This window comes from Streptomyces sp. NPDC001750 (assembly GCF_042892615.1).
Taxonomy (GTDB): domain Bacteria; phylum Actinomycetota; class Actinomycetes; order Streptomycetales; family Streptomycetaceae; genus Streptomyces.
Map to the genome: position 1 here is coordinate 176,753 of NZ_JBIAUE010000016.1, position 24,032 is coordinate 200,784.

Sequence of the window (24,032 nt, forward strand, 5' to 3'; positions counted from 1 at the left end):
CGCGTCGACCGGTGGTGTCCGGCGCCTGCCGATGAGAGCGGGTAGACCGGGAAGGCGGGAGAACCGTACGGCCGAGGAGGACCGGGGGAACCGGGAACGTCCGGGCCATGGCAGGAAAGGTGGGGGATACGTCATTGCGGCCATCGGAGCGGCCGCGAAGGATGGTGGACATGACGCAGCGATCCGTGCTCGTCGTCCTCTTCGACGGCGTCCAGAGCCTCGACGTGACCGGCCCGGTGGAGGTCTTCGCCGGGGCCTCCCGCTTCCTCGGGGCCACGTACGACCTGCGCACCGCGTCCGTCGACGGCTCCCCGGTCCGTACGAGCAGCGGCCTCGTCCTCGTCCCGGACACCGCCCTCGCCGACGCGGAGCCGCCGCACACCCTGCTCGTCCCCGGGGGCGAGGGCACCCGCGTCCCCGCCCCGGCTCTCGTCGGCTGGCTTCGGGAGCACGCCCCGCGCGCCGAACGCCTCGTCTCCGTCTGCACCGGAGCGCTGCTGCTGGCCGAGGCCGGACAGCTCGACGGACACCGGGTCACCACCCACTGGACCGTCTGCGAGCACCTGGCGCGCACCCACCCGGCCGTGGAGGTCGACCCGGACCCGATCTTCGTCCGGGACGGCAGGCTGGCCACCTCCGCCGGGGTCACCGCGGGCATCGACCTCGCCCTCGCGCTCGTCGAGGAGGACCACGGCCGGGAGGTCGCCCTCTCGGTCGCCCGCCATCTCGTGGTCTTCCTGCGCAGACCCGGCAACCAGGCCCAGTTCAGCGCGCAGCTCACCGCCCAGACCGCCCGGCGCGAGCCGCTGCGCGAGGTCCAGCACTGGATCACCGAACACCCGTCCGCCGACCTCACCGTCGAGGCCCTGGCCGCCCGCGCCCGCCTCTCGCCCCGTCACTTCGCCCGCGCCTTCCGCTCCGAGACGGGCCTCACACCGGGCCGATACGTCGACCGGGTACGTCTCGAACACGCCCGCCGACTGCTGGAGGACACCAGCGACGGCGTCGCGGGCATCGCGCACGCCTGCGGATACGGCACCCCGGAGGCCATGCGCCGCGCCTTCGTCAAGGCGCTCGGCACGGCACCCGCCGAGTACCGCCGACGCTTCCGGCCCGGGTCCGACACGGACTGACCCACCGCCCCGTACCCACGGCCGCCCCTCTGTCCCCGCAGCGCGACGGCTGATTCCCCGTCATCGCCGCCCACCCGCACGACCGATCAACGACAAGGAGCACCCATGCAGATCGCCATCGTCCTCTTCGACCGCTTCACCTCGCTCGACGCCGTGGGCCCCTACGAGATGCTCCAGCATCTCCCCGGCGCCGAGACCGTGTTCGTCGCCGAACGGACCGGCCCCGTGCGCAACGACAGCGGCAGCCTCGCACTCGTCGCCGACCGGACGTTCGCCGAGGTGCCCTCGCCGGACGTGGTGGTCGTCCCCGGCGGTCCCGGCCAGATGGATCAGATGGACAACGAGGCGCTGCTGGGCTGGCTGCGCGCGGCCGACGCCGCCAGCTCCTGGACGACCTCCGTCTGCACCGGATCGCTGCTGCTGGCGGCGGCCGGACTGTTGAACGGCCGCCGCGCCACCTCGCACTGGCTCACGCTGGACACCCTGAAGGAGTTCGGCGCCGAACCGACCGGCGAACGCGTGGTCTTCGACGGCAAGTACGTCACGGCGGCGGGTGTCTCCTCCGGCATCGACATGGGGCTCGCCCTGCTCGGCCGGATCTCGGGCGACGAGCCCGCCATGTCCGTACAGCTGCTGCTCGAGTACGACCCCCAGCCGCCGTACGACGCGGGCTCGCCGACGAAGGCCCCGGCGGCAGTGGTCGAATGGTGCCGTGCCCAGCGCGACGCCGTCCTCCGGTAGACCCTTCTCGGCGGCGGATCGGCCCGCCCGGGATCCGGTGGGTCAGGTGGTTTTCTCGGGCGGCCCGAAGCGCGGCGCGCGCCGTTCCAGGAACGCGGCGACACCCTCGGCGGTGTCGCCGCTGCGCCGTACCCGCTCCGCCCAGTACGCGTCCCGGTCCCGGCGCCCGTCGGCGAACTCCTTCGCCGCCGCCTGCGTGATCCACGAGCGCGCCGCCAGCGTCCGCGTGTACGTGCCGACCCGCGCGTCCAGCCCACCGGCCGGGAGCACCTCGTCCACCAGCCCGCACCGCAGGGCCCGCGCGGTGTCGATCAGTTCGTCGGAGAAGAGCAGGTGCTTCGCCGTGGCGGGTCCGGTCAGTGCCACCAGCCGCCGGGTCGACGACGCGGGGTAGACGATCCCGAGCCTGGCCGGGGTGACCCCGAACTCGGCGCCCTCCTCGGCGAACCGCAGATCGCAGGCGGCCGCGAGCTGACTGCCGCCGCCCACGCAGTAGCCGCGGATCGCCGCCAGTGTCGGCCGGGGAAACGCGGCCAGCGCCTCCTCGGCCACCACGGTGAGCGGCTGCGGATCCGACGGCGTACCGCCGGAGGAGGAAGGGTCCCCGGGCGAGGAGGGCTCCCGGGGCGGCACAGCCCTGAGCGAGGCGATGTCCGCCCCGGCGCAGAAGGTGTCCCCGGCGCCCGTCAGCACCAGGGCCCGTACCGAGGGATCGGCCGCCAGCCGGGCCAGCAGCGGGGGCAGGGCGATCCACATCGAGACCGTCATCGCGTTGCGTTTGGCCGGGTTGTCGATGACGACGGTGGCGACACCGTCCGCGACGGTGTGCGTCAGCCGGGGTTCCGTACGGTCCATGCGCCGGATGCTATCCGCACGGTTCGAACCTATGATCAAAAAGGGGTGGGTGGCCGTGCACGTACGCACCGTGAGGAGCTTTCCGTGGCCGATCCCGCAGTCGAGGGCAGAAGGCTGAGCCGGAGTTTCGGCCGGCTGGCCCTGCTGGGCATTCTTCTCGTCGTGGCCGGTCTGGTCGGCCTCGTCTACACCGGGGTCGCGACGCTGACCTCGATGCTGCTCTTCGGCTGGCTGCTGCTGGTCGGCGGGCTCGTCGGTCTGCTCCACGCCATCGAGTCCCGGGGCAGCAACTACTTCTGGCTGGCGGTCGTGGTGGCCGCGCTGAACATCGCCGCAGGGGTCGTCGTCATCCGGCATCCGCACGGCACGGCCGAGGCGCTGACCATGTTCGCCGCGCTGCTCTTCCTGACCGGCGGGGTGTTCCGGCTGGTCGGCAGCGTCGTCGTGCGCGGCCCGCAGTTCGGCTGGACGCTGCTCCAAGGGGCCTTCGGGCTGCTCCTCGGGCTGCTGGTCCTCTTCGACTGGCCGCACAGCAGCCTCTACGTCCTCGGTCTCTTCTTCTCCCTGGCACTGCTCTTCGACGGCCTCGGCCTGATCGCGATCGGGGTCGGCGGCCGACGCATCGTCTCCCTCGTCTCGGACGCCTCGGACCAGGGAGTGGACCCCGGGCGTCGTCACCCGGACCCGGACCGGGACCGGCAGCTGCACCGGTACACGGAGCCCGATGGCCCGAAGCCGGGGCAACAGCCCGACACGTCCACCGGAGAGAATGAGGGTCAGTCAAAGAACTGATCAGTTCGTGCAGTTTCGATCAAAATTCGTCGATAGGGGTCGACTTCTATTCACTGGTCCGGTGCGGCGGCCACGCCGCGCACTCTGTACTCGACGTGCAGTCACCGACGAGTCGAGGGCGGTACCGGACTATGGAGAGCCGCGGGAGTGTCCCCGCTCGGCCCATGTCGTACGAAGGAGTCTGGCGGTTCACCGCCCCGACCGTGGACGTCTCCGTCCCCCGGGCCAGGCGCGCCGTACGCGACCTGCTGGACCGCCAGGGCGTGCCGATCGGCACCGACATCACCGAAGGGCTGCTGCTCATCGTCTCCGAGCTGGTCACCAACGCGGTGAAGCACGCCGCGCTGCTCTCGCCGGAGCTGGCCGTCGAGGTGGCCGTCGGCGCGGGCTGGGTCAGGGTGTCCGTGGAGGACAACCACCCCTACCGGCCCACGGCTCTGGAGACGGACCACGGACAGACCGGCGGGCGCGGGCTGCTCCTGGTCCGGGAGATCACCCGGGAGGCGGGCGGCGCCTGCGACGTGGAGCACACCGCGGGCGGCGGGAAGATCATCTGGGCCGCGCTGCCGCTGAGCGCGGGATTCTGAACCGGCCTGCGCCGGCACCGGGCGGGCGGTCCCGCGGCCGTCCGGGCCGACCGGCGTGGGCACCCGGTGACACGGCTCGCGCGAACACCGGGTGCCCCGTCCGCTACCAGCCGGCGGACGGCCCGGTCAGTTCCCTGATGGCCGGGCGGGCGGCGTCCAGCACCGTCATGAACCACGCCGAGAACGGTGCCTCGGCATGCCGTTCGGCCAGCTCCTCGGCCGTGACGAACGCGGTCTCGCCGACCTCCTCCGGGTCCGGCCGCAGCCGGTCCTGCACCATGCCGACGAAGAGATGGTTGAACTCCTGCTCCACCAGTCCGGAAGCCGGGTCGGGGTGGTTGTAGCGGACCGTGCCGGCCTCGGCCAGCAGCGAGGGCGAGACGCCGAGCTCCTCGTGCGTGCGCCGGGCGGCAGCGGCGAAGGGCGCCTCACCGGGGTACGGGTGACCGCAGCAGGTGTTCGACCAGACGCCGGGGGAGTGGTACTTGCCGAGCGCGCGCCGCTGGAGCAGCAGCCGGCCCCGCTCGTCGAAGAGGAACACCGAGAAGGCCCGGTGCAGCTGACCCGGCGGCTGGTGGGCGGAGAGCTTCTCCGCCGTACCGATGGTGGTGCCGTTCTCGTCGACCAGTTCGAGCATGATCGCTTCTGCTGTGCCGTTCGACGAGCTGTGCGCCGCGGTGGCTGGTGTGGTCGGCATACCCATCCTTCGCTATGGTCCCGGCCCGGTGCGCCGGTCCCGTCGAGTCCGCTCAAGTCTGCCGCACAAAAGCCGCTTGTCCGCACGTCGGGTCCGACATGTCCGGACCTGGTGCCGCCCCGGCCGCGGGCGGTACCGGAAGGCCCTCAGACGCCGAACGCGGCCGGGTAGTGGATCGTTCCCCGCGGCACCGGCGCGGACGGGTCGAGGACCAGGGCCATCATCGCCTCGTCCGGGACGTCGAAGGCCGGCCGGATTCCGTACCGGGACGCCGGTACGAAGCCGAAGCGCGGGTAGTAGGCGGGGTGGCCGAGCACCAGGACGACGGACTCGGCCCGCAACCGGGCGGCGTCGAGCGCGGCGCACACCGCGGCCTGCCCGGCGCCCCGCCGCTGCTGCTCCGGGGCGGTCGCCACCGGTGCCAGGGCGAGGGCCGGGGCGTTTCCGACCCGGCACCGGGTCAGCAGCGCGTACGCCGCGACGGCACCGTCCCCGCCGAGGGCGACATGTCCGAGACCGGGCAGCCAGGCCGACGGATCGGCGCGCAGCGCGTCGACGATCCCCGCCTCGGCCGGCGTCGGGAAGGCGGCGGTGACGACCGCGCGCACGGCCCCGGCGTCCGCCGGGGCCTCCGGCCGGGTCGTCCAGCGGGGGACGCCTCGCCCGTCGCGCCCCGCCGCGCCGGAGGCGGGGGAGTGCGGCTCGGGACGGGCGGCGTGATCGTGGTCGTTCATCTCCTGCTCCTTTGCGGTCGACGGCTCCGGCCGGCTGGCGGCCGGCCGTTCCTCAGTGACACAGTCCCGCCTCGTGTTCGGCGTGGCCGCTCGGTTCCAGCTGGAACGTGCAGTGCTCGACGTCGAAGTGGTCACCGAGGCATCCCTGGAGCTCGTGGAGGAGCTTCTCGTGGCCGACCGAGTCCAGCACGTCCTGGCTCACCACCACATGGGCCGAGAGCACCGGCATCCCCGAGGTGATCGTCCAGGCGTGCAGGTCGTGGACGTCCAGGACGCCGGGCAGCGCCGTGATATGGGCCCGTACCTCACCCATGTCCACGCCCTTCGGAGCCGCCTCCAGCAGCACGTTGAGCGTCTCCCGGAGCAGTTTCACGGTACGCGGGACGATCATCAGGCCGATCACCAGCGAGGCGATCGGGTCGGCCGCCTGCCAGCCGGTGGCCAGGATGACACCCGCCGAGACCAGCACGGCGACCGAGCCGAGCGTGTCCGCAAGCACCTCCAGATACGCGCCGCGCACGTTGAGGCTCTCCTTCTGCCCGCGCAGCAGCAGCGACAGGGAGACGATGTTGGCGGCCATGCCGATCAGCGCGAAGACGATCGTCAGCCCGCCCCTGGTCTCGGCGGGGGTGACGAAGCGCTGGATCGCCTCGAAGAGCAGGAAACCGCCCACCCCGAGCAGCAGCAGACAGTTGGCCAGGGCCGCCAGGATCTCGGCGCGGGCGAAGCCGAAGGTGCGGTTGAGCCCGGCGGGCCGGTTGGCGAAGTGGATCGCCAGCAGGGCCATGCCCAGTCCCAGGGCGTCGGTCGCCATATGGGCCGCGTCGGCGATCAGGGCGAGCGAGTCGGCGAGCAGCCCCCCGACGATCTCCACGGTCATCACCGTGAGCGTGATGCCCAGCGCGATCCGCAGCCTCCCCCTGTACGCGGCGGCGGCCGTGCCGGTGGGCGGCGGCCCGCCGTGAGTGTGTCCGTGATCGTGCCCTGCCCCCATGGGGCGCCTCCCGATCGTCTCGCGGACTCGGGCGCGGTCGGGCCCGAGCACTGTCAGTGAACTACGGGTGGGGGGTATCGGGCAACACGGCACTGAACACCGTTGTCATGTGCCCTGACCTGCGAAAATGCTTGCAGGTCAGGGCGGTGGAGTGATCAACGGAAGGTCAGTTCGCGCGCGCCTCGGGATGCTGGAGGCACCAGCCGGCCCAGGCGGATTCGATCATTTCGCGCACGTCGTGCCGGGCCGTCCACCCGAGGTCCCCGGACATCCGGGCGGCGGACGCGACGGCCTTCGCGCCGTCGCCGGGGCGGCGCGCCTCGACCACGGCCGGTGTGCGCCGCCCGGTGACCTCGCTCACGAGATCGGCGATCTCCCGCACCGACACCCCCTCGCCGCGGCCGATGTTCACGGTCAGGTCACCGGCGTCGCCCTCGGCCCGTGCGGCCAGGCTCCGGGCGACGGCCAGATGCGCCTCGGCGAGGTCGGCGACGTGGATGTAGTCGCGGACTCCGGTGCCGTCGGGGGTGGCGTAGTCGTCACCGAAGATCCGGGGGGCCTCGCCCCGGGTCAGCCGTTCGAAGAACATCGGGATCACGTTGAAGGCGCCCGTGTCCGCCAGTTCCGGTGTCGCCGCCCCGGCCACGTTGAAGTAGCGCAGACAGGCGGTGGACAGCCCGTGCGCCCGCCCGGTCGCGCGGACCAGCCACTCCCCGGCGAGCTTCGTCTCGCCGTACGGGCTGATCGGGACGCAGGGCGTCTCCTCGGTGATCAGTTCCACATCCGGCACGCCGTAGACGGAGGCGGAGGAGGAGAACAGGAAGCTCCGCACCCCGGCGGCGACGGCCGCCTCCAGCAGCGTGGTCAGCCCGGCCAGGTTCTCCCGGTAGTACAGCAGCGGCCGCTCGACGGACTCCCCGACCTGCTTCTTCCCCGCGAGATGCACCACACCCGTCACCGCGTGCCGCTCCAGCACCTCGTCGAGCAGCGCACGGTCGGCCACCGAGCCCTCGACCAGCGGCACGGCGGCCGGGAGCCGTCGGGCGACGCCGGTCGACAGGTCGTCGAGGACGACGACCCGCTCACCGGCTCCCGCCATGGACCGCACCACATGTGCGCCGATGTACCCCGCCCCGCCTGTGATCAGCCAAGTCATACGGACCAGCCTAAGGGCCGTCCCGTAGTCCCTGGCGGGCGCACGACGACAGCTACGGCACCTCGCCGCGTTGTCGGAACGCCCTCGTACGGGACGTACTCGGGTGATGCGACAACGCGGCGAGGTGCCGTGCCGGGCATCGCGAGCCGGTGAACCTCTCCGGTCGCAGCACTAGGGTGTGCCCCGGCGGCGGCACCGTCGTCCCCGGAGCGGCCGGGCGATCCCGCGCACACCGCGACGGACGAGGCCCGAGGCGTCGCGGCCGGGCTGCTTCGTCGCCGGTGGGAGCCTTCCCGCCCGATCCGGGCGGGAAGGCCCGGATCCGTGCCACCGCGTTTTGTCAGTCGAGGCGGGGATCGACGATGATGATCGCGGGCAGTGCCGGACGATGCCGGTCCGCCCCCAACGGAGCACGAACGGGCGGTGAACTCCCGCTTCCGTTCATCCGATAGCCTCTGCCGACGTGCCGTCGGCCCGCTTCCGGGCCGCGTTGCAGCGCGCCGACCCCGTCAGCACCAAGGAGTGAGTTCGTCTGTCGACCGCCATCCTCACCGGTGCTCCGATACCCGGATCCTCGCTCGCGGACGATCTGCGGTCACTGGGCTTCGACGTACAGGCCGCCGCCGACGCGACCGAGGCCGCACGGCTCCTCGCGGCCGTTCCCGCCGACCGCCGCGTCGCTCTGGTCGACCCGCGCCTCATCGGCCACGTCCACGCCCTCCGGCTCGGACTGACCGACCCGCGCTTCCCCGCGGCCGCGGTCCCCGGAGCGCTCACCGCGCAGCCGGAGGCCCGCCCCGCGCTCGTCCGGGCCCTGGGGACCGCCGCGGCGTCCGGCGGCGCCGCGGCCCCCGGCGCGACCGTGACGACGGTCACCGACCACACCCTGCCGGGCCGTGTCGCCGGCCTCCTGGACGCCGAGGGCACGCCCGTGCAGCGCCCCGAGCTGGGCTCGCTGGTCGCCGCCGTACCCTCCGACGCGTCCGCGCGTGCCGAGGCGGAGAGCGCCGTCGCGGCCGTCGACGACGAGGCGGTGCGGCTGCGCAGCGCAGTGAAGTCCCGCGACGGCTTCTTCACCACGTTCTTCATCAGCCCCTACTCCCGCTACATCGCCCGCTGGTGCGCGCGGCGCGGGCTCACCCCCAACCAGGTCACCACGGCGTCCCTGCTGACCGCCCTGATCGCGGCCGGCAGCGCGGCCACCGGCACCCGCGCGGGCTTCGTCGCGGCCGGGGCGCTGCTGCTCCTCTCCTTCGTCCTGGACTGCACCGACGGGCAGCTCGCCCGCTACTCGCTCCAGTACTCGACGCTGGGCGCCTGGCTGGACGCCACCTTCGACCGGGCCAAGGAGTACGCGTACTACGCGGGGCTCGCCCTCGGAGCCGCCCGGGGCGGGGACGACGTCTGGGCGCTGGCGCTCGGCGCCATGGTCCTCCAGACCTGCCGGCACGTCGTCGACTTCTCGTTCAACGAGGCCAACCACGACGCGGTGGGCAATTCCAGCCCCACGGCCGCCCTCTCCGACCGGCTCGACAGCGTCGGCTGGACGGTGTGGCTGCGCCGGATGATAGTGCTGCCGATCGGGGAGCGCTGGGCCATGATCGCGGTGCTCACCGCGGCGACCACCCCCCGGATCGTCTTCTACGCCCTGCTCGTCGGCTGCGCCCTCGCCGCCTGCTACACCACCGCGGGCCGGCTGCTGCGCTCGCTGACCCGTAGGGCCGAGCGCACCGACCGGGCCGCCCGGGCCCTGGCCGACCTCGCCGACTCCGGCCCGCTCGCCCAGACCGTCGCGGCGTTCGGTCCCAGGCTCGGTGGCAGCTGGAACGCCCCCGTCGCGGCCCTGCTCGCCGGAGCGCTCATGATCGCCTCGGCGCTCACGCAGCCCTTCGGGAGCTGGCACACCATCCTCGCGGCCGTCGTGTACGCGATGTTGTCCGGCATGGCCGTCTCACGCCCGCTCAAGGGCACCCTGGACTGGCTCGTGCCCCCGATATTCAGGGCGGCCGAGTACAGCACCGTCCTGATCCTCGCCGCCCGCAGCGACGTCCCCGGAGCGCTTCCCGCGGCCTTCGGGCTGGTCTCGGCCGTCGCCTACCATCACTACGACACGGTCTACCGCATTCGCGGAGGCACCGGCGCGCCGCCCCGGTGGCTGGTGCGCACGATCGGCGGGCACGAGGGCCGCACCCTGGTGGTGGCCGTACTCGCCGCCGTACTCACCCGGCATTCGGCGTTCACCGCCGCACTCACCGCGTTCGCGGCGGCTGTGGCACTGGTGGTGCTCGTGGAGTCCATCCGCTTCTGGGTCTCCTCCGGAGCACCCGCCGTTCACGACGAAGGAGAACCCGCATGATCGGCCTCGTACTGGCAGCCGGTGCCGGACGGCGACTGCGCCCCTACACCGACACGCTTCCGAAGGCCCTCGTGCCGGTGGACGGCGAGAAGACGGTCCTGGACCTCACGCTGGCCAACTTCGCGGAGATCGGCCTCACCGAGGCGGCCGTCGTCGTCGGCTACCGCAAGGAGGCCGTGTACGCGCGCAAGGCCGAGTTCGAGGAGAAGTACGGCCTCGCCCTCACCCTGATCGACAACGACAAGGCCGAGGAGTGGAACAACGCCTACTCCCTGTGGTGCGCCCGCGACGTCCTCGCCCGCGGCGTCATCCTGGCCAACGGCGACACCGTCCACCCGGTCTCCGTCGAGAAGACGCTGCTCGCCGCCCGCGGCAACGGGCAGAGGATCATCCTGGCGCTCGACACCGTGAAGCGCCTCGCCGACGAGGAGATGAAGGTCGTCACCGAGGACGGCAGGGGTGTGCGCTCCATCACCAAGCTGATGGACCCGGCCACCGCGACCGGCGAGTACATCGGCGTCACCCTCATCGAGCCGGAGGCCGCCGCAGACCTCGCCGACGCCCTGAAGGCAACGTATCTGCGCGACCCGGACCTCTACTACGAGGACGGCTACCAGGAACTCGTCAACCGCGGCTTCACCGTCGACGTGGCCCCCATCGGCGAAGTGGCGTGGGTCGAGATCGACAACCACGACGACCTCGCGAAGGGCCGTGAGATCGCGTGCCAGTACTGACCCGGCTCATTCCGTCCCCGGTCGTCGTCGACATCAGCTGCGGCGCCCTGGACGATCTGGCCGGCCTCCTCGCCGACCAGCGGATCTCCACCTCCGGCAAACTCGCCGTCGCGATCAGCGAAGGGTCGGGGCGCGCGCTGCGCGAGCGGCTGGCGCCCGCACTGCCCGGTGCCCACTGGTACCCGGTCACCGACGGCACCATCGACTCGGCGGTCAAGCTCGCCGACGACATCAAGGGCAACCGGTACGACGCCGTGGTCGGCCTCGGCGGCGGCAAGATCATCGACGTGGCGAAGTACGCCGCAGCGCGCGTGGGGCTGCCCCTGGTCGCGGTGGCCACGAACCTCGCCCACGACGGGCTCTGCTCGCCGGTCGCGACCCTGGACAACGACAACGGCCGGGGCTCCTACGGGGTCCCCACCCCGATCGCCGTCGTCATCGACCTCGACATCGTCCGCCAGGCACCGCCCCGCTACGTGCGCTCCGGCATCGGCGACGCGGTCTCCAACATCTCCTGCGTGGCCGACTGGGAGCTCGCCCACGACGTGCGGGGCGAGGAGATCGACGGCCTCGCCGCGGCCATGGCCCGGCAGGCCGGCGAGGCCGTGCTGCGCCACCCCGGCGGGATCGGCGACGACGGTTTCCTCAAGGTGCTGGCCGAGGGCCTCGTGCTGACCGGCATCTCCATGTCGGTGGCAGGAGACTCCCGGCCGGCCTCGGGCGCCTGCCACGAGATCAACCACGCCTTCGACCTGCTGTACCCCCGGCGTGCGGCCAGCCACGGGGAGCAGGTCGGCATCGGCGCCTGCTTCGCCATGCACCTGCGCGGCGCGCGCGAGGAGTCGCGGCAGATGGTGGCCGCACTGCGCCGCCACAGCCTGCCCGTGCGGCCCGAAGAGATCGGATTCACCGCCGACGAGTTCGTCCGGGCCGTCGAGTACGCCCCGCAGACCCGTCCGGGGCGCTTCACCATCCTCGAACACCTCAACCTGTCCACCGACCAGATCAGGGACGCGTACGCCGACTATGCAAAAGCCATCGATAGCTGAACTCCGCCCGGTCGTGCACCCCCCGGGCGTGAAGGACCGGCGCAGCGGTGAGCACTGGGCGGGGCGGCTCTACATGCGCGAGATCTCCCTGCGCGTGGACCGGCACCTGGTGAACACCCGGGTCACGCCCAACCAGCTGACCTACGTGATGACCGTCGCGGGCGTGCTCGCCGCGCCCGCCCTGCTCGTCCCGGGCATCCCCGGGGCGCTGCTCGGCGTGCTGATGGTCCAGCTCTACCTGCTGCTCGACTGCGTCGACGGCGAGGTGGCCCGCTGGAAGAAGCAGTTCTCGCTGGGCGGGGTCTACCTGGACCGGGTCGGCGCCTACCTCTGCGACGCGGCCGTCCTCGTCGGATTCGGTCTGCGCGCCGCGGACCCGTGGGGCCACGGACGGATCGACTGGCTGTGGGCCTTCCTGGGCACCCTCGCGGCCCTCGGCGCCATCCTGATCAAGGCCGAGACCGACCTCGTCGGCGTCGCGCGCCACCAGGGCGGACTCCCGCCGGTCAAGGAGGCCGCCTCCGAGCCGCGCTCGTCCGGCATGGCGCTCGCCCGTCGGGCCGCCGCCGCGCTCAAGTTCCACCGGCTGATCCTCGGCGTCGAGGCGTCCCTGGTGGTCCTGGTGGCGGCGGTGTTCGACGCGGTCAGGGACGACCTCTTCGTCAGCCGTCTCCTGGTCGCGGTCCTGGCCGGCATCGCGTTGCTGCAGACCCTCCTGCATCTCGTGTCGATCCTCGCGTCGAGCAGGTTGAAGTGAGCACATCCATGAAACTCGGCGCGGTCGTCATCACGATGGGCAACCGCCCTGCGGAACTGCGGGCCCTCCTGGATTCGGTCGCCGAGCAGGAGGGCGACCGGATCGAGATCGTGGTCGTCGGCAACGGCGCCCCCGTGCCCGACGTCCCCGCGGGCGTACGCACCGTGGAGCTGCCCGAGAACCTGGGCATCCCCGGCGGACGCAATGTCGGGATCGAGGCGTTCGGCCCGTCCGGTGCCGATGTGGACGCCCTGCTCTTCCTCGACGACGACGGGCTGCTGCCGCTCACCGACACCGCCGAGCTGTGCCGGCGGGCGTTCGAGGCCGACCCCCGGCTGGGGATCATCAGCTTCCGCATCGCCGACCCGGACACCGGCGCCACCCAGCGGCGCCACGTGCCGCGCCTGCGCGCGTCCGACCCGATGCGCTCCTCGCGGGTGACGACCTTCCTCGGCGGCGCCAACGCCGTGCGCACCAAGGTCTTCGCCGAGGTCGGGCCGCTTCCCGGGCAGTTCTTCTACGCGCACGAGGAGACCGACCTCGCCTGGCGGGCGCTGGACGCCGGCTGGATGATCGACTACCGCGCGGACATGGTCCTCTACCACCCGACGACGGCCCCCTCGCGGCACGCCGTGTACCACCGGATGGTGGCCCGCAACCGGGTCTGGCTGGCGCGCCGCAATCTGCCCGCACCCCTGGTCCCCGTCTACCTCGGCGTGTGGCTGCTGCTGACCCTGGTGCGCAAGCCCTCCGGCCCGGCCCTGAAGGCGTGGTTCGGCGGCTTCAAGGAGGGCTGGTCCACTCCGTGCGGCACCCGTCGTCCGATGAAGTGGCGCACGGTATGGCGGCTGACCAGGCTCGGCCGACCTCCCGTGATCTGAGAGTCTCCTCTCTGAGAGCATGGGGGGCGACTCCTCTGTACCTCCGTCTCCACGGGACCTGTCCGCTCCGAGCCGCGCCCGCGACCGGCCGCGCATGTTGAATACGAGAGTTTCATTCTGGTGAGTGACACAACCCACGATGGTGCGGTCGCCCTGGGCGCCGCACCATCCGCCGACGACGGCCTGAGCGCGGCCGAGAGGGCCGCCAAGCACGGCCTGACGGTGAGCGGAGCCCGGCCAGGGCTCATCGAGTACATCCGCCAGCTCTGGGGGCGGCGCCACTTCATCGTGGCGTTCTCCCGGGCCAAGCTGACCGCCCAGTACAGCCAGGCGAAGCTGGGCCAGCTGTGGCAGGTGGCCACACCGCTGCTCAACGCCCTCGTCTACTACCTGATCTTCGGGCTGATCCTGGGGACGAGGAGGGGAATGACCCAGGAGGTCTTCATCCCGTTCCTGGTGACCGGCGTCTTCGTCTTCACCTTCACCCAGAATTCGGTGATGGCCGGTGTGCGGGCGATCTCCGGCAACCTGGGACTGGTCCGGGCCCTGCACTTCCCCCGGGCCTCGCTGCCGGTCTCGTTCTCGCTCCAGCAGCTCCAGCAGCTGCTGTACTCGATGATCGTGCTGGCGGTCGTGACCGTCGCCTTCGGCGGCTACCCGGGCCTGTCCTGGCTGCTGGTCCTCCCGGCGCTGGCCCTCCAGTTCGTCTTCAACACCGGACTGGCGCTGGTCATGGCCAGGCTCGGGAGCAAGACCCCCGACCTCGCCCAGCTGATGCCGTTCATCATGCGGACCTGGATGTACGCGTCGGGCGTCATGTTCTCCATCCCGGTGATGCTCGCGGACAAGCCGGCCTGGATCGCCGATGTGCTCCAGTACAACCCGGCGGCCATCTACATGGACCTGATGCGCTTCGCCCTGATCAAGGGCTACGGCGCCGAGAACCTTCCGGCGCACGTCTGGATGGTGGCGCTGGCCTGGGCGGTCGTCGTCGGCGTCGGGGGCTTCGTGTACTTCTGGAAGGCGGAGGAGCGGTACGGCCGTGGCTGAGGACAACACTTCCGGGCGCGTCCCCACCGTCATCGCCGACGACGTGCACATCGTGTACCGCGTCAACGGCGGCGGGGGAGGCAGGGGCAGCGCCACCGCGGCGCTGAGCCGGATACTGCGCCGCGACAAGGGCGAGGGGCGCGGGGTGCGGAAGGTGCACGCCGTGCGCGGTGTCTCCTTCACCGCGTACCGGGGCGAGGCGATCGGTCTCATCGGGACCAACGGCTCCGGCAAGTCCACCCTGCTGCGGGCCATCGCCGGCCTGCTCCCGACCGAGAGCGGCAAGGTGTACACCGACGGCCAGCCGTCGCTGCTCGGTGTGAACGCGGCGCTGATGAGCGATCTGACCGGGGAACGCAACGTGGTGCTCGGCGGCCTGGCCATGGGCATGTCGCGCGAGGAGATCCGCGAGCGCTACCAGGAGATCGTCGACTTCTCCGGCATCAACGAGAAGGGCGACTTCATCACGCTGCCGATGCGGACGTACTCCTCCGGCATGGCCGCCCGGCTGCGGTTCTCCATCGCCGCCGCCAAGAACCACGACGTCCTCATGATCGACGAGGCGCTGGCGACCGGCGACCGCAAGTTCCAGATCCGCTCCGAGAAGCGCATCAGGGAACTCCGCAAGGAGGCGGGCACGGTCTTCCTGGTCAGCCACAGCAACAAGTCCATCCGGGACACCTGCGACCGGGTGCTGTGGCTGGAGAAGGGCGAGTTGCTGATGGACGGTCCGACCGACGAGGTCCTCAAGGCGTACGAGCGCGAGACCGGCAAGTAGCCCGTTCCCGCGGCACACCGAATCGGCCTCCGCCGGAGCCCTCCGGCGGAGGCCGGTTCGGTGTCCGGATCGCGGACCCGCCCGGGCGTCCTGCACGCCCGGCGGTATGCGCCGGACAAGATCTCCTCCCGGCGGATGACGTCAAAATCCTTGAGCGCGGGGAAGGTTGGCTGAGCGGGATGTGGTGTGCGCCGGTGCGCGACACCCCGTCCGTGCCGGCGGGCTCGTACAACGTAAGCTGTACCGGTGCTGATTCGTAGCAAGTGGGGCGATACCGCCGGGCCGTACGGGCCGCAGGCGTGCTCCGCACTCGGCAGAGCGGGCGGCGTGTCCGGAATGGGATGTTTTGGGTCAGCAGTGTAGAACGGGAGATGTGACGGCAATGACGGAAGATCTCCAGCTCCGAGGTGTCCGCGCCGTCCCAGCGCCCCTCCCGGCACCGGGCGGTCCGTGGTGACCCCCACCCGGCAGGTCCGCCCCGCGGCGGCCGTGCCCACCACTCTCGACAAGGCCGCGGACGAGAACTTCCCCGTGGCCCCCTTCTTCCTGCCGCGAGACTGGCGGGACGACCTGATGGCCGTCTACGGCTACGCCCGGCTCGTCGACGACATCGGCGACGGGGACCTCGCACCCGGCGGCGCGGACGCGCGCCACCTCGGCCTCGCCCCCGAGCAGGCCGACGACCGGCTCGCCCTGCTCGATGCCTTCGAGGCCGACCTGCGCCGGGTCTTCGCCGCCACCGGCGACGGCCCGCACCACCCCCTGCTGCGCGCGCTGCGCCCCACCGTGCGGCGCCGCGCGCTCACCCCCGAACCCTTTCTCGGCCTCATCGAGGCGAACCGCCAGGACCAGAAGGTCCGCCGCTACGGGACGTACGAGGAACTCGCGGCCTACTGCGAGCTCTCCGCCAACCCCGTGGGCCGGCTCGTCCTGCAGATCACCGGCACCGCCAGCCCCGAACGGATCCGCCGCTCCGACGCCGTCTGCACGGCCCTGCAGATCGTCGAGCACCTCCAGGACGTAGCCGAGGACCTCGGGCGCGACCGGATCTATCTGCCCGCCGACGACATGGCCCGGTTCCACGTCCGTGAATCCGACCTCGCCGCCCTCTCGGCGGGTGCGTCGGCGCGTTCGCTGGTCGCGTACGAGGCGGAACGCGCCCGGGAACTGCTGAATGAAGGCACCCCACTGGTGGGTAGCGTCCACGGCAGGCTCAGGCTGCTTCTCGCCGGATTCGTGGGAGGGGGGCGCGCCGCCCTCTCCGCGATCGCGGCCGCCGGGTTCGACGTCCTGCCCGGCCCCCCCAAGCCCACCAAGCCCAGCCTGCTGCGCGAAGTGGGAGTTGTCTTGCGAAGAGCGCGTGGAGAGGGGTGAGCCGGACCGTGGAGGCACAGACGACGCCCATGTCGGCACCGGTACAGGCCGCATACAGATACTGCGAGGCGGTCACCGGACAGCAGGCGCGCAACTTCGCGTACGGCATCAGACTGCTGCCGGCCGAGAAGCGCCAGGCCATGTCGGCGCTGTACGCCTTCTCCCGGCGGGTCGACGACATCGGTGACGGTGACCTCGAGCCGGAGAGGAAGCGGGAGCGCCTGGAGAACACCCGGGAGGTGCTGGACCGGATCCGCGGCGGCGCGATCGACGAGGACGACACCGATCCGGTGGCCGTCGCGCTCGCCGACGCCGCACGGAGATTCCCGCTCCCGCTCGGCGGGCTCGACGAACTCATCGACGGCGTGCTGATGGACGTGCGCGGCGCGACGTACGAGACCTGGGACGACCTCAAGGTGTACTGCCGCTGTGTGGCGGGCGCCATCGGCCGCCTCAGCCTGGGCATCTTCGGCACCCAGCGGGGCGCCCCCGGCGCCGACCGGGCCGCCGAGTACGCCGACACGCTCGGGCTCGCGCTCCAGCTGACGAACATCCTGCGCGACGTCCGCGAGGACGCCGGCAACGGACGCACCTACCTGCCCGCCGACGACCTCGCCAAGTTCGGCTGCTCGGCCGGCTTCCACGCGACCACCCCGCCGTCCGGCGCGGACTTCGCGGGGCTGGTGCACTTCGAGGTCCGCCGGGCACGCACGCTGTTCGCCGAGGGATACCGGCTGCTGCCGATGCTGGACCGGCGCAGCGGCGCCTGCGTCGCGGCCATGGCAGGCATCTACCGGCGGCTGCTCGACCGCATCGAGCGCGACCCCGTGGCAGTGCTGCGCGGCCGGGTGTCGCTGCCCGGTCACGAGAAGGCGTACGTCGCGGTGCGCGGGCTCTCCGGACTGGACACGCGGCACGTGTCCCGACGGACGGTCAGGAGGCGCGTCTGATGCGGATCACGGACATCTCGCGCACCATGTGCATCACGGACAGGCTTCCGTGCTCAACCCTCGGCCGTACCGACGCGTCCCTGACTGAAGCGACCCGACGAAAGGAGGACGCATGACGGACGACGCCCTGCGTTCCTCCCGCGCGGTGGTGATCGGCGGCGGACTCGCCGGCATCACCGCCGCTCTGCGACTGGCCGATGCCGGACTCGATGTGACCCTGCTCGAAGGACGGCCCCGGCTCGGCGGACTCGCCTTCTCCTTCCGTCGCGGTGAACTGACGGTCGACAACGGACACCATGTCTACTTGCGCTGCTGCACCGCCTACCGCTGGTTCCTCGACCGCGTCGGCGGCACGAGCCTCGCGCCCCTGCAGAACCGTTTGGACGTGCCGGTTCTCGACGTCGGCCGACCCTCGGGGCCCCGGCTGGGACGACTGCGCCGCAATGACCTGCCGGTGCCGTTCCACCTCGCGGCAGGACTCGCCGGCTATCCCCACCTCTCGCTCGCCGAACGCGCGAGCGTCGGACGCGCCGCGCTCGCGCTGGGCCGCCTGGACCCGGAGGACCCCGCCCTCGACACCGTCGACTTCGGCAGCTGGCTCGCCCGGCACGGTCAGTCGCCGCGCACCGTCGAGGCGCTGTGGGACCTGGTCGGCGTCGCCACGCTCAACGCCACCGCCCCGAACTCCTCCCTGGCCCTGGCCGCGAAGGTCTTCAGGACCGGCCTGCTCTCGGAGCCCGGAGCCGCCGACATCGGCTGGGCGGGCGTACCCCTCGGCGAGATCCACGACACCCTCGCCCGCGCGGCCCTCGACGCCGTCGGAGTCCGCGTCGAACTGCGCACCAAGGCGACCTCCCTCACCCGTACGGAGCAGGGTGGCTGGAGCGTCGGCACCGACGGCGAACGGCTCGACGCGGACGCCGTCGTCCTCGCCGTCCCGCAGCGCGAGACCCACGGGCTGCTGCCCGCCGGAGCGATCGACGCACCGGACCGGCTGCTCGACATCGGCACCTCACCGATCCTGAACGTGCACGTGGTCTACGACCGCAAGGTGCTGCGCCGCCCGTTCTTCACCGCGCTCGGCTCCCCGGTGCAGTGGGTCTTCGACCGCACGGAGGCATCCGGCCTCACCGGCCCCGGGCAGTACCTCGCGGTGTCCCAGTCCGCGGCGGACGAGGAGATCGACCTCCCCGTGGCCGAACTGCGAGGGCGCTACCTGCCGGAGCTGGAGCGCCTCCTCCCGGCCGCCCGCACCGCAGGGATCAGGGACTTCTTCGTCACCCGGGAACGCGCGGCGACCTTCGCCCCCGCCCCCGGCGTCGGCCGACTGCGGCCCGGTGCCCGCACCCGCCTCCCCGGCCTCGGCCTGGCGGGCGCGTGGACGGCCACCGGCTGGCCCGCGACGATGGAGGGTGCCGTCCGCAGCGGGTTCAGCGCAGCGGACATCGCGCTGAGGGCGCTGGGCCGCTCCCATGAACATCCGCTGCAGGAGGCGGCATGAGCAGTACCACCGGAACAAGAGGAGAGTCAGTGACCCCGGCGAATCCGGCTTTCGACACCGTGGCCGACACCACGGACGTCACCGCGCTTCTGGAGCGCGGACGGGCCCTTTCCACGCCGGTGCTCCGGGCCGCTGTGAACCGGCTCGCACCGCCCATGGACACCGTCGCCGCCTACCACTTCGGCTGGATCGACGCCCAGGGACAGCCCTCCGCCGGCGACGGCGGCAAGGCCGTCCGTCCGGCGCTCGCCCTGCTGTCCTCGGAGGCGGCGGGCGCGGCGCCCGAGGCCGGCATCCCCGGCGCCGTGGCCGTCGAACTCGTGCACAACTTCTCGCTGCTGCACGACGACCTGATGGACGGCGACGAACAGCGCCGCCACCGCGACACCGTCTGGAAGGTGCACGGCCCCGCCCAGGCGATCCTGGTCGGCGACGCGCTGTTCGCGCTCGCCAACGAGGTCCTGCTGGAGCTCGGCACCCCCGAGGCGGGCCGCGCGACCCGCCGGCTGACCGCCGCCACCCGCAAGCTCATCGACGGACAGGCCCAGGACATCTCCTACGAGCACCGCGAACGGGTCACCGTCGAGGAGTGCCTGGAGATGGAGGGCAACAAGACCGGCGCCCTGCTCGCCTGCGCCTGCTCCATCGGCGCGGTCCTCGGCGGCGCCGACGACCGCACCGCCGACACCCTGGAGGCGTACGGCTACCACCTCGGCCTCGCCTTCCAGGCCGTCGACGACGTGCTCGGCATCTGGGGCGACCCCGAGTCCACCGGCAAGCAGACGTGGAGCGACCTGCGCCAGCGCAAGAAGTCCCTCCCGGTCGTCGCCGCCCTCGCGGCGGGCGGACCGGCCTCGCGGCGGCTGGGCGAACTGCTCGCCGCCGACGCCAAGAGCACCGATTTCGACAGCTTCTCCGAAGAGGAGTTCGCCGCCCGCGCGGCACTCATCGAGGAGGCGGGCGGCCGCGAATGGACCGCCCAGGAGGCGCGTCGCCAGCATGCGGTCGCCGTCGAGGCACTGCACCGCGTCGACATGCCGGAAACCGTGCGGGCGCAGCTCACGGCGCTCGCGGACTTCGTCGTCGTACGAAAGAGATGATCGCCATCTGCTCCATATGACTCGCAGTCGCCGGCCGGCGCCCCCACCGGGCGCCGGCCGACGGAGACCCCAGCACAGCAGAGGACAAGACTGCACGAAGGGGAAGCCATGACAGCGACGACCGACGGAAGCGCAGGGGCCATGAACCCTCGCGCGGCCACGGCCACCAATCCGACCGATACGACCATCGCCGCGGAAGACGTGCTCGAAGCCGCGCGGCGCGCCGCGGAACGCTCGGTGGAGCACCTTCTCGGCAGACAGGACCAGCAGGGCTGGTGGAAGGGCGACCTCGCCACCAACGTCACCATGGACGCAGAGGACCTGCTGCTCCGCCAGTTCCTCGGCATCCAGGAACCGTCCGTCGTCCGGGCGGCCGCCCGCTTCATCCGCGGCGAACAACTCGGCGACGGCACATGGGCCACCTTCCACGGCGGCCCCGGGGACCTCTCCGCCACCATCGAGGCGTACGTGGCCCTGCGGCTGGCCGGGGACGCCCCGGACGCACCGCACATGGCCCGCGCCGCACGCTGGGTCAGGGAACAGGGCGGCATCGCCGAGAGCCGCGTCTTCACCCGCATCTGGCTCGCCCTCTTCGGCTGGTGGAAGTGGGAGGACCTTCCCCAGCTCCCGCCCGAGCTGATGTTCTTCCCCACGTGGGCACCGCTCAACATCTACGAATTCGGCTGCTGGGCCCGCCAGACCATCGTGCCCCTCACCATCGTCTCGGCGAAGCGGCCGGTACGCCCCGCGCCCTTCCCGCTCGACGAACTCCACACCGACCCGGACAGCCCGAACCCGCCCCGACGCACCGCCCCCGCGGCCAGCTGGGACGGCCTCTTCCAGCGCCTCGACAAGGCGCTGCGCCTCTACCACCGGATCGCACCGCGCAAGCTGCGCCGGGCCGCCATGAACAACGCGGCGCGCTGGATCGTCGAACGCCAGGAGAACGACGGCTGCTGGGGCGGCATCCAGCCTCCCGCCGTCTACTCCGTCATCGCCCTGCACCTGCTCGGCTACGACCTGGACCACCCCGTGATGCGGGCCGGTCTGGCCTCCCTCGACCGGTTCGCCGTCTGGCGCGAGGACGGCGCGCGGATGATCGAGGCGTGCCAGTCCCCGGTGTGGGACACCTGCCTCGCCACCATCGCGCTGGCCGACGCCGGGGTCCGTCCCGACCACCCGGCGCTCGTGAAGGCGGCGGACTGGATGCTCGGCGAACAGATCGACCGGCCCGGCGACTGGGCCGTACGCCGTCCCCGGCTCGCGCCGGGCGGCTGGGCGTTCGAGTTCCACAACGACAACTACCCGGACATCGACGACACCGCCGAAGTGGTCCTCGCGCTGCGCCGGGTGCGCCACCCCGACCCCTCGCGCGTCGAGGACGCCATCGCGCGCGGGGTGCGCTGGAACCTCGGCATGCAGTCCCGCGACGGGGCATGGGGGGCGTTCGACGCGGACAACACCAGCCCGTTCCCCAACCGGCTGCCCTTCTGCGACTTCGGCGAGGTCATCGACCCGCCGTCCGCCGACGTCACCGGACACGTGGTGGAGATGCTCGCCGTCGAGGGCCAGGCCGGCCGGCCCGCCGCCCGGCGCGGCATCCAGTGGCTGCTCGCCCAACAGGAGGCGAACGGCGGCTGGTTCGGCCGCTGGGGCGTCAACTACGTATACGGCACGGGGTCGGTGGTGCCCGCGCTGGTGGCCGCCGGACTGCCCGCCACCCATCCGGCGATCCGCCGGGCCGTCGCCTGGCTGGAGTCCGTGCAGAACGACGACGGCGGCTGGGGCGAGGACCTGCGCTCGTACCGCGAGGAGAAGTGGATCGGCCACGGCGCCTCCACCGCCTCCCAGACCGCGTGGGCCCTGCTCGCCCTGCTCGCCGCGGGACGACGGGACACCGAGGCCGTACGGCGGGGCGTCTCCTGGCTCACCGGGGCGCAGCGGGCCGACGGCTCCTGGGACGAGCCGTACTTCACCGGCACCGGGTTCCCGTGGGACTTCTCCATCAACTACCACCTCTACCGTCAGGTCTTCCCGCTGACCGCGCTCGGGCGGTACGTGCACGGCGAACCGTTCGCCGACCGCACGGCCGGCCGCAAGGGGGCCTGATGGGTGACGGCCCTCGGCCGGCCGGTCCCACGGCGCCGCTGCTGATCGCCTGCGCGCTCGGCATCGAGCGGTTCGCGCTGCGCAGCGGCGGGCGCGGGGCCGGCGGGGCGCCGGGGCCGGTGTCCGTCCTGCGCACGGGCATGGGGCCCAGGGCCGCCGACGCGGCCGTGACCAGGGCGCTCGGCGGGGGCCGGGCGCCCGGCACGGCCGTCCTCGCCGCCGGGTTCTGCGCCGGACTGTCCTCCGGCATGCACCCAGGGGACCTGGTGGTCGCCGACGAGACCCGGGGCACCGGAGCCCCGAGCGTCTGCACCGGCTCGGGACTGCTCGCCGAGGCCCTCGCCCGGGCGGTACCCGGGCGCACCGTCCACACCGGTCCGCTGACCGGCTCCGCCCATGTCGTACGCGGACACGAGCGGGCCGAGCTGCGGGCCACCGGAGCGATCGCGGTGGACATGGAGTCCGCCGCCACCCTCGGTGCCGCGCTGCGGTCCGGGCCGCGCCCCGTTGCGGCCGTACGGGTGGTCGTCGATGCCCCGGAGCATGAGCTCGTCCGAATCGGCACGGTACGCGGTGGAATATCGGCTTTCCGCGTACTCCGTGCCATCCTGCCTGCATTTTATGAATGGCACCGATCTTTGCCGCTCCCCAGGAGGTGAGCCAGATGGCCATGCCGCTCCGTCAGTCCATCAAGGTTGCGACGTATCTCATGGAACAGAAGCTCCGCAGGCGGGACAAGTTCCCGCTCATCGTGGAACTGGAGCCCCTGTTCGCCTGCAACCTCGCGTGCGAGGGCTGTGGGAAGATCCAGCATCCGGCGGGAGTGCTCAAGCAGCGCATGCCGGTCGCCCAGGCCGTGGGCGCCGTGCTCGAATCGGGCGCTCCGATGGTCTCCATCGCGGGCGGCGAGCCGCTGATGCACCCGCAGATCGACGAGATCGTCCGGCAGTTGGTGGCACGCAAGAAGTACGTGTTCCTCTGCACCAACGCCATGCTGCTGCGGAAGAAGATCGACAAGTTCTCGCCCTCCCCGTTCTTCGCCTTCGCCGTGCACATCGACGGTCTGCGCGAGCGCCATGACGAATCGGTCGCCAAGGAAGGCGTCTTCGACGAGGCGGTGGCGGCCATCAAGGAGGCCAAGCGGCGCGGCTTCCGGGTCACCACGAACTCCACCTTCTTCAACACCGACACCCCGCAGACCGTCATCGAGGTCCTCAACTACCTCAACGACGACCTGAAGGTCGACGAGATGATGATCTCGCCCGCCTACGCCTACGAGAAGGCGCCCGACCAGGAGCACTTCCTCGGCGTCGAGCAGACCCGCGAACTCTTCAAGAAGTCCTTCGCGGGCGGCAACCGCTCGCGCTGGCGGCTCAACCACTCGCCCCTCTTCCTGGACTTCCTGGAGGGCAAGGCGGACTTCCCCTGCACCGCATGGGCGATCCCGAACTACTCGCTGTTCGGCTGGCAGCGCCCCTGCTACCTGATGAGCGACGGATACGTCCCCACGTACCGCGAACTCATCGAGAAGACGGACTGGGACAAGTACGGCCGCGGCAAGGACCCGCGCTGTGCCAACTGCATGGCGCACTGCGGCTACGAGCCGACCGCCGTCCTCGCCACCATGGGATCGCTGAAGGAGTCCCTGCGCGCCGCGCGCGAGACCGTCGCCGGGAGCCGGTGACACCGCGACCGCGGCGGAGC

Annotated in this window: 22 protein-coding genes and 1 pseudogene; 18 read left to right on the forward strand and 5 right to left on the reverse strand. The window is 71.9% G+C overall.

From position 1 onward, the window contains the following. The first annotated feature begins 170 nt into the window (after positions 1-170). Together ACFYY6_RS24155 and ACFYY6_RS24160 are read left to right on the forward strand one after the other, a co-directional pair. On the forward strand, positions 171-1,133 hold the full coding sequence (locus ACFYY6_RS24155; protein WP_389195064.1) for a GlxA family transcriptional regulator: 963 nt from the start codon (positions 171-173) through the stop codon (positions 1,131-1,133). Between the two features lie 105 nt (positions 1,134-1,238). Continuing rightward, positions 1,239-1,874, forward strand: coding sequence for a DJ-1/PfpI family protein (locus tag ACFYY6_RS24160; RefSeq protein ID WP_351525934.1), 636 nt, complete (start codon positions 1,239-1,241; stop codon positions 1,872-1,874). Between the two features lie 42 nt (positions 1,875-1,916). Here ACFYY6_RS24160 and ACFYY6_RS24165 read toward each other — a convergent pair whose 3' ends face one another. Continuing rightward, complete coding sequence (locus ACFYY6_RS24165; protein ID WP_389195067.1) at positions 1,917-2,729, reverse strand: enoyl-CoA hydratase/isomerase family protein; 813 nt, start codon at positions 2,727-2,729, stop codon at positions 1,917-1,919. 84 nt (positions 2,730-2,813) lie between these two features. On the opposite strand from ACFYY6_RS24165, the gene ACFYY6_RS24170 reads away from it, so the two are divergent. Continuing rightward, the gene (locus ACFYY6_RS24170; RefSeq protein ID WP_351525775.1) at positions 2,814-3,521 is read left to right on the forward strand and encodes a DUF308 domain-containing protein; all 708 of its coding nucleotides are present in this window, start codon (positions 2,814-2,816) and stop codon (positions 3,519-3,521) included. Positions 3,522-3,652: 131 nt separating this feature from the next. Continuing rightward, entirely contained in the window at positions 3,653-4,108 is a 456-nt protein-coding gene (locus ACFYY6_RS24175) for an ATP-binding protein (RefSeq protein ID WP_351525773.1), read from the forward strand. 103 nt (positions 4,109-4,211) lie between these two features. Here the strand turns inward: ACFYY6_RS24175 and idi are convergent, their stop codons facing one another. The 4 genes and pseudogenes from idi to galE form a co-directional block, all read right to left on the reverse strand. Further along, positions 4,212-4,805, reverse strand: a complete 594-nt coding sequence (idi, locus tag ACFYY6_RS24180; RefSeq protein WP_351525772.1) for an isopentenyl-diphosphate Delta-isomerase — start codon at positions 4,803-4,805, stop codon at positions 4,212-4,214. 146 nt (positions 4,806-4,951) lie between these two features. After that, positions 4,952-5,461 (reverse strand): annotated as a pseudogene (locus tag ACFYY6_RS24185) (GNAT family N-acetyltransferase); the annotation flags it as partial. 130 nt (positions 5,462-5,591) lie between these two features. Then, entirely contained in the window at positions 5,592-6,533 is a 942-nt protein-coding gene (locus tag ACFYY6_RS24190) for a cation diffusion facilitator family transporter (RefSeq protein WP_351525771.1), read from the reverse strand. Positions 6,534-6,699: 166 nt separating this feature from the next. Then, a complete protein-coding gene (galE, locus tag ACFYY6_RS24195) occupies positions 6,700-7,689 on the reverse strand; it encodes a UDP-glucose 4-epimerase GalE (protein ID WP_351525769.1) in 990 nt (329 codons plus the stop codon). A gap of 682 nt (positions 7,690-8,371) precedes the next feature. Here galE and ACFYY6_RS24200 point away from each other — a divergent pair. From ACFYY6_RS24200 to hpnH, 14 genes are all read left to right on the forward strand, one after another. Continuing rightward, positions 8,372-10,045, forward strand: coding sequence for a DUF5941 domain-containing protein (locus ACFYY6_RS24200; RefSeq protein ID WP_351525154.1), 1,674 nt, complete (start codon positions 8,372-8,374; stop codon positions 10,043-10,045). After that, complete coding sequence (locus tag ACFYY6_RS24205) at positions 10,042-10,779, forward strand: phosphocholine cytidylyltransferase family protein (protein ID WP_351525151.1); 738 nt, start codon at positions 10,042-10,044, stop codon at positions 10,777-10,779. Before ACFYY6_RS24200 ends, ACFYY6_RS24205 begins: the two co-directional genes overlap by 4 nt. Beyond that, entirely contained in the window at positions 10,767-11,828 is a 1,062-nt protein-coding gene (locus ACFYY6_RS24210; RefSeq protein WP_351525150.1) for an iron-containing alcohol dehydrogenase family protein, read from the forward strand. Before ACFYY6_RS24205 ends, ACFYY6_RS24210 begins: the two co-directional genes overlap by 13 nt. Beyond that, on the forward strand, positions 11,806-12,585 hold the full coding sequence (locus ACFYY6_RS24215) for a CDP-alcohol phosphatidyltransferase family protein (RefSeq protein ID WP_073781370.1): 780 nt from the start codon (positions 11,806-11,808) through the stop codon (positions 12,583-12,585). The genes ACFYY6_RS24210 and ACFYY6_RS24215 overlap by 23 nt, the downstream gene beginning before the upstream one ends. 8 nt (positions 12,586-12,593) lie before the next feature. Next, positions 12,594-13,466, forward strand: a complete 873-nt coding sequence (locus ACFYY6_RS24220) for a glycosyltransferase (protein ID WP_351630185.1) — start codon at positions 12,594-12,596, stop codon at positions 13,464-13,466. A gap of 120 nt (positions 13,467-13,586) precedes the next feature. After that, positions 13,587-14,516, forward strand: coding sequence for an ABC transporter permease (locus ACFYY6_RS24225; protein ID WP_351525149.1), 930 nt, complete (start codon positions 13,587-13,589; stop codon positions 14,514-14,516). Then, positions 14,509-15,294: an ABC transporter ATP-binding protein gene (locus tag ACFYY6_RS24230; RefSeq protein WP_073781367.1), complete on the forward strand. Its 786-nt coding sequence runs from the start codon at positions 14,509-14,511 to the stop codon at positions 15,292-15,294. The genes ACFYY6_RS24225 and ACFYY6_RS24230 overlap by 8 nt, the downstream gene beginning before the upstream one ends. Positions 15,295-15,747: 453 nt before the next feature. Further along, positions 15,748-16,668, forward strand: coding sequence for a squalene synthase HpnC (gene hpnC / locus ACFYY6_RS24235; RefSeq protein ID WP_389195087.1), 921 nt, complete (start codon positions 15,748-15,750; stop codon positions 16,666-16,668). After that, entirely contained in the window at positions 16,665-17,618 is a 954-nt protein-coding gene (gene hpnD / locus ACFYY6_RS24240) for a presqualene diphosphate synthase HpnD (protein ID WP_351630043.1), read from the forward strand. Before hpnC ends, hpnD begins: the two co-directional genes overlap by 4 nt. Before the next feature lie 112 nt (positions 17,619-17,730). Next, positions 17,731-19,119 carry a hydroxysqualene dehydroxylase HpnE gene (gene hpnE, locus ACFYY6_RS24245; RefSeq protein WP_351630040.1) on the forward strand — a complete coding sequence of 463 codons (1,389 nt, stop codon included), beginning with the start codon at positions 17,731-17,733 and terminating at the stop codon, positions 19,117-19,119. Then, a complete protein-coding gene (locus ACFYY6_RS24250; RefSeq protein WP_351525146.1) occupies positions 19,116-20,219 on the forward strand; it encodes a polyprenyl synthetase family protein in 1,104 nt (367 codons plus the stop codon). Before hpnE ends, ACFYY6_RS24250 begins: the two co-directional genes overlap by 4 nt. A gap of 108 nt (positions 20,220-20,327) precedes the next feature. Beyond that, a complete protein-coding gene (gene shc, locus ACFYY6_RS24255) occupies positions 20,328-22,328 on the forward strand; it encodes a squalene--hopene cyclase (protein WP_351525445.1) in 2,001 nt (666 codons plus the stop codon). Further along, complete coding sequence (locus ACFYY6_RS24260) at positions 22,328-22,987, forward strand: 1-hydroxy-2-methyl-2-butenyl 4-diphosphate reductase (RefSeq protein WP_351525446.1); 660 nt, start codon at positions 22,328-22,330, stop codon at positions 22,985-22,987. The genes shc and ACFYY6_RS24260 overlap by 1 nt, the downstream gene beginning before the upstream one ends. Before the next feature lie 5 nt (positions 22,988-22,992). Further along, entirely contained in the window at positions 22,993-24,012 is a 1,020-nt protein-coding gene (gene hpnH, locus ACFYY6_RS24265; RefSeq protein WP_351525453.1) for an adenosyl-hopene transferase HpnH, read from the forward strand. Positions 24,013-24,032: the final 20 nt, after the last annotated feature.

Bases quoted from the DNA above. Each gene is read 5' to 3' on its own strand.
- ACFYY6_RS24155 (WP_389195064.1), top strand. From the start codon at position 171: ATGACGCAGCGATCCGTGCTCGTCGTCCTCTTCGACGGCGTCCAGAGC.
- ACFYY6_RS24160 (WP_351525934.1), top strand. From the start codon at position 1,239: ATGCAGATCGCCATCGTCCTCTTCGACCGCTTCACCTCGCTCGACGCC.
- ACFYY6_RS24165 (WP_389195067.1), bottom strand. From the start codon at position 2,729: ATGGACCGTACGGAACCCCGGCTGACGCACACCGTCGCGGACGGTGTC.
- ACFYY6_RS24175 (WP_351525773.1), top strand. From the start codon at position 3,653: ATGGAGAGCCGCGGGAGTGTCCCCGCTCGGCCCATGTCGTACGAAGGA.
- idi (WP_351525772.1), bottom strand. From the start codon at position 4,805: ATGCCGACCACACCAGCCACCGCGGCGCACAGCTCGTCGAACGGCACA.
- ACFYY6_RS24190 (WP_351525771.1), bottom strand. From the start codon at position 6,533: ATGGGGGCAGGGCACGATCACGGACACACTCACGGCGGGCCGCCGCCC.
- galE (WP_351525769.1), bottom strand. From the start codon at position 7,689: ATGACTTGGCTGATCACAGGCGGGGCGGGGTACATCGGCGCACATGTG.
- ACFYY6_RS24205 (WP_351525151.1), top strand. From the start codon at position 10,042: ATGATCGGCCTCGTACTGGCAGCCGGTGCCGGACGGCGACTGCGCCCC.
- ACFYY6_RS24215 (WP_073781370.1), top strand. From the start codon at position 11,806: ATGCAAAAGCCATCGATAGCTGAACTCCGCCCGGTCGTGCACCCCCCG.
- ACFYY6_RS24220 (WP_351630185.1), top strand. From the start codon at position 12,594: ATGAAACTCGGCGCGGTCGTCATCACGATGGGCAACCGCCCTGCGGAA.
- hpnE (WP_351630040.1), top strand. From the start codon at position 17,731: ATGACGGACGACGCCCTGCGTTCCTCCCGCGCGGTGGTGATCGGCGGC.
- ACFYY6_RS24250 (WP_351525146.1), top strand. From the start codon at position 19,116: ATGAGCAGTACCACCGGAACAAGAGGAGAGTCAGTGACCCCGGCGAAT.
- shc (WP_351525445.1), top strand. From the start codon at position 20,328: ATGACAGCGACGACCGACGGAAGCGCAGGGGCCATGAACCCTCGCGCG.
- ACFYY6_RS24260 (WP_351525446.1), top strand. From the start codon at position 22,328: ATGGGTGACGGCCCTCGGCCGGCCGGTCCCACGGCGCCGCTGCTGATC.
- hpnH (WP_351525453.1), top strand. From the start codon at position 22,993: ATGGCCATGCCGCTCCGTCAGTCCATCAAGGTTGCGACGTATCTCATG.